This window comes from Micromonospora sp. NPDC049047, from assembly GCF_040649135.1.
Lineage (GTDB): Bacteria > Actinomycetota > Actinomycetes > Mycobacteriales > Micromonosporaceae > Micromonospora.
Genome location: NZ_JBEZEY010000046.1, coordinates 1 through 4641 on the forward strand (window position 1 = coordinate 1; position 4641 = coordinate 4641).

The 4641-nt window shown below is 33.3% G+C and carries 7 protein-coding genes; 5 read left to right on the forward strand and 2 right to left on the reverse strand.

Annotated elements, in window-relative coordinates; genetic code table 11:
• Together AB0B86_RS33370 and AB0B86_RS33375 are read left to right on the forward strand one after the other, a co-directional pair.
• A partial coding sequence (locus tag AB0B86_RS33370) for a relaxase/mobilization nuclease domain-containing protein (protein ID WP_357420605.1) occupies positions 1-392 on the forward strand: 392 nt, incomplete at its 5' end.
• Positions 385-888 (forward strand): DUF334 domain-containing protein, encoded by a 504-nt coding sequence (locus AB0B86_RS33375; RefSeq protein ID WP_310650905.1) that lies wholly within the window; start codon positions 385-387, stop codon positions 886-888. The genes AB0B86_RS33370 and AB0B86_RS33375, both read left to right, overlap by 8 nt.
• 165 nt (positions 889-1053) lie before the next feature.
• Here the strand turns inward: AB0B86_RS33375 and qacC are convergent, their stop codons facing one another.
• Positions 1054-1377 (reverse strand): quaternary ammonium compound efflux SMR transporter QacC, encoded by a 324-nt coding sequence (qacC, locus tag AB0B86_RS33380; RefSeq protein WP_001146389.1) that lies wholly within the window; start codon positions 1375-1377, stop codon positions 1054-1056.
• Between the two features lie 391 nt (positions 1378-1768).
• Here qacC and AB0B86_RS33385 point away from each other — a divergent pair, with 391 nt between their 5' ends.
• Positions 1769-2713 carry a replication initiation factor domain-containing protein gene (locus AB0B86_RS33385; RefSeq protein ID WP_057511080.1) on the forward strand — a complete coding sequence of 315 codons (945 nt, stop codon included), beginning with the start codon at positions 1769-1771 and terminating at the stop codon, positions 2711-2713.
• A 1-nt stretch (position 2714) separates the two neighbouring features.
• Here AB0B86_RS33385 and AB0B86_RS33390 read toward each other — a convergent pair whose 3' ends face one another.
• The gene (locus AB0B86_RS33390) at positions 2715-3137 is read right to left on the reverse strand and encodes a hypothetical protein (protein WP_049390911.1); all 423 of its coding nucleotides are present in this window, start codon (positions 3135-3137) and stop codon (positions 2715-2717) included.
• Positions 3138-3525: 388 nt separating this feature from the next.
• On the opposite strand from AB0B86_RS33390, the gene mobC reads away from it, so the two are divergent.
• Positions 3526-3909 (forward strand): plasmid mobilization relaxosome protein MobC, encoded by a 384-nt coding sequence (gene mobC / locus AB0B86_RS33395; protein WP_057511081.1) that lies wholly within the window; start codon positions 3526-3528, stop codon positions 3907-3909.
• A 177-nt stretch (positions 3910-4086) separates the two neighbouring features.
• The coding region (locus AB0B86_RS33400) for a relaxase/mobilization nuclease domain-containing protein (RefSeq protein ID WP_357420610.1) at positions 4087-4641 on the forward strand (555 nt) is incomplete at its 3' end.

Sequence of the window (4641 nt, forward strand, 5' to 3'; positions counted from 1 at the left end):
CCGAAAAAGGCTTAATTGAAAAAGGTAAAAGCTCTTGGAAAGACGAAATTAGAGATGCGATTGAACAATCACAAGCGACAAATTTTGAGGAGCTTGAGAGAGAGTTGAACCAATTAGACATCACAATCGATCGTGTCACAAACAAAACAATCACTTACAGACACTTGAAAGAAAATAAAAAAGTGAGAGGTAAAAATTTAGGTGAACAATTCGATAAGGGGGCATTAGAAAATGAGTTTGCGGTCGCAAATGAACGGAGAGAATTCGAGCAACAGTTATCAAAACACGAGCCAACCGAAACCGAGCACAGATTTAGAGACACAGAAACGCATTTTGAACGTCCTAGAAAACTTAGAATCAAATCACGAGAAGACGACTTTGAACTTGAGTAATGAAGACAAGTTATATCTCACTAGATTAACTGAACGGATAAAACGCTCAAATGAGCATAAAATCAATATTGAGATGGATGATAAGTTAGGCAAATTGATACAGCAAAAAATTGATAAAAACCTCGATAAAAAAATTCCAGATTTTCATTCAACGCAAACAATGGAGCGATTCAAGCAATCTTTGTTAAGTATTGAGCAGAAACAAGAAAGACTAGATGATAGCCTTAAAAGCGTACACAAATGGGCGACTTACTTTAAGTCAGCGTTGATGTTGACACTATTTGCCGTTTTATTGATTAGCGTTGTCGCTACATTCATGGGTGGTTTATTCAATGTTTTAGGATTTGACCACATGTATCAAGGCTTAGAATACCAAATAAAGCACTCAGAGGGCTTTGTAGCGTTTTTATGGCATTTAGGATACTTGATACCTTATTTACTATTAGCGACGCTTATATGGCTTCTATTTGCTTTGAATGACAAATTTAAATATTAGCACGCATTTATGCCGAGAAAATTTATTGATGTTGAGAAGAACCCTTAACTAAACTTGCAGACGAATGTCGGCATAGCGTGAGCTATTAAGCCGACCATTCGACAAGTTTTGGGATTGTTAAGGGTTCCGAGGCTCAACGTCAATAAAGCAATTGGAATAAAGCAATTAATGCGATGTTCCGAAAATGTTTAACGAAACTACGCCGACTATGATTAAAACTATAGATACTATAGTTATTAGATTTATTTGTTCTTTGAAAATAATTATTGAGACTACGGTTGTTAAGACTAAACCTAGTCCCGCCCAAGTTGCATAAGTTATATTTAGTGGTAGGTGTTGCATTGTTTTACTTAAAAAATAGAAACAAATTCCAAATGAAATTATTGTTCCTAAGGATGGTATAAATTTTGAAAAGCCTTCTGAAGATTTAAGAAATGCACTTCCAATAACTTCAGTACTTATGGCTATTATTAAATAAATATAAGGCATTTTTAACTCCTTTTAATTTTCGTATTTTATTTAATTTTATTCTAAGTATTTTTTAATTGTAGTCTTGTATTTTGAGTGTCATTCGCGTGGTATTTTTGTGGATTGATGGTTTTTGAAAGGTTTTTGAAACGAGTTGAAAACGAGTTTCTTCTTGTCTTGATCTGATTAGACCAAGCCTTTTGATAGTGTTATATTAATAACAAAATAAAAAAAGAAGTCGCTCACCCAACCGACCAAAGTTTGTGAACGACAAAACCAAAAGAAAAAACACTGAGTTGTTTTTTTATATTTTGTATATCTAGATATTAAACGATATTGAGATATACATCAAGATATATATTTGGGATTTGGGTGGACGACTTCTTAAATTAAATTAAGGAGTCGATTTTTTATGAGTAAAAATAATCAAGCAAATCATTCAAGTCATTTAGAAAATCACGATTTAGATAATTTTTCTAAAACCGGATACTCTAATAGCCGGTTAAGTGTTCAAACTTTGGGACAATCTGAACCAAAATTAAGTTTTGACGCTATGACAATTGTTGGAAATCTCAGTCGTGACAATGCTCAAAAACTATCAGAATTTATGAGTATTGAACCACAAATTCGACTTTGGGATATACTACAAACGAAATTCAAAGCTAAAGCTCTACAAGAAAAGGTTTATATTGAATATGACAAAGTAAAAGCAGATGCATGGGATAGACGTAATATGAGGGTTGAATTTAATCCGAATAAATTAACACACGATGAAATGCTTTGGTTAAAGAAAAATATTATCGACTACATGGAAGATGACGGTTTTACAAGAATAGATTTGGCTTTTGATTTTGAAGATGATTTAAGTGATTACTACGCAATGACTGATAAATCAGTTAAGAAAACTATTCTTTATGGTCGTAACGATAAGCCAGAAACAAAATATTTCGGTGTTCGTGATAGTGAAAGATTTATTAGAATTTATAATAAAAAACAGGAACGTAAAGATAACGCAGATATAGAAATAGACGCAGAACATTTATGGCGTGTAGAAATTGAATTGAAACGAAATATGGTTGATTACTGGAATGATTGTTTTAACGATTTGCATATTTTGAAACCTGCTTGGTCTACCTTAGAAAAAGTTAATGAACAAGCTATGGTTTATACTTTGCTACACGAGGAAAGTATGTGGGGAAAACTAAGTAGGAATACTAAATATAAATTTAAAAAGATAATTAAAGAAATATCTCCAGTTGATTTAACTGATTTATTGAAATCAACTTTAAAAGCGAACGAAGAACAATTACAAAAACAAATAGATTTTTGGTTGCTTGACGCAAAAAGGGAGGTGTGACCTATTCAAAGGTCACGCCTCCTTCGTTTTGCTTTATGGTTTTAAGTTTATATCTGAGTTCTTCATCGTCTCTAAAACCATTGAAATCAATATAGGCATTCTCATTTACGTGAGTGAGTAATTCATCTAAAAGGTTGGCTTTTACTCTGAATGCCTCAACGTCTGATTTGAGTGCCTCGTTGTCCTTTTTGAGCTGTTCATTGACTTCATGCAAGTTATTCGTAGATTCATCATCCTCAATTGTTGTTTGTTCTTGAGGATATTCAATCACTGTAGGCTTAATCCGATTACCTAAAGCAACATGCTTGGTATAGCTAGTTGGGTTGAGATGACGAATTTCTGCTAGCTTTTGTATTTTGTTATACTCATCTTGAGTGAGGTTGAGATGAATTGCTTTTGCTTTTTTATTAAATGCACTTGGCATATTTAATCCCCCTTTAAATAATTAACGTTTACTTATTAAATATTATCATAAAATAATAAGTAAACGTTAATTAAATGATGCGGTATTTGTGCTTAGTAAACATTAAATATTATATCGACATTTAAATTTAATGTTCACTAAGTTTTTAACGCTCAAATTTTTGAGCGTTAGGGTTTAACAATTACTAAGTAGTAATTGTTATTTTTTTCGTCAGAAAAAAATCATAAGGGGTTTGGGGATTTCCCCCAACAAGCCGGTATTTTTAGCACGAAGTGGCTATAAAATACGACGCTTGCCAAACCACAAAATTACTTGATAAAATCTGGCTTACCCTGTAAGCTAGATTTATATTAAGTAATGACTTTCGAAGAAAGCGTGGTGGGATTTAATGAGCGAACAAAACGATTTTGCGAATGGCGACGAAACTGTTGGGCGAAACCGTAAACCCAACCGTAAGGAGCCAAAACAAATTAGTTTTCGTGTGAGCGAATCCGAATATTTAAAGTTACAACAATCTGCGGAAACTTTAAATATGAGTGTGCCTGCTTTCGTAAAGAAAAAGGCACAAGGCAGTCGATTAGTCGCACCAAAATTTGATAAAGAAACGCGACAATCGATTGCTAAAGATTTGAGTAAATTAGGTGCTAATGCAAATCAAATCGCAAAGTACTGTAATCAACATCAACATGAAACGCCGAACTATGAAGCATTAGAGCGTAATATCAGCGAATTACGTGAAAGGTTAGATGAGGTATGGAACAAAATAAATTAAGAAGATTGCTGTTTGGTATTTGGATTTTAACTGTTATATCTTTAATGATTTTGATTTTATTTTTTAATTTTTCATTCCTAAAGCAATGGTGGTTTATCATCATCTGTTTCTTATTTTGTGCTTTTGGTGGTCTTTTGATTGATTATTTTATCCCTAAACAAAGAAAGGGGGATACCAATGGCAACAACTAAATTAGGTAATACCAAATCGGCAAGTCGAGCAATCAATTACGCAGAAAAGCGAGCAGAAGAAAAAAGTGGCTTAAATTGTGATATAGATTATGCAAAATCATCGTTTAAGCAAACACGAGCTTTATATGGCAAAGAGAATGGTGTTCAAGCACATACAGTGATTCAATCGTTCAAGCCTGGCGAAGTAACGCCAGAGCAATGTAATCAATTGGGTTTAGAATTGGCAGAAAAGATTGCACCTAATCATCAAGTAGCCGTCTATACGCACGCAGATACAAACCATGTACACAATCATATTGTGATTAATTCAATTGATTTAGAAACTGGGAAAAAATATCAAAGCAATAAAAAACAAAGAGAGTTCGTAAAACAAAAAAATGATGAAGTATGTAGAGAACATGGATTGTCTGTACCTGAACGCAACGCATCAATGCGATATACTCAAGCCGAAAAAGGCTTAATTGAAAAAGGTAAAAGCTCTTGGAAAGACGAAATTAGAGATGCGATTGAACAATCACAAGCGACAAATTTTGAGGAGCTT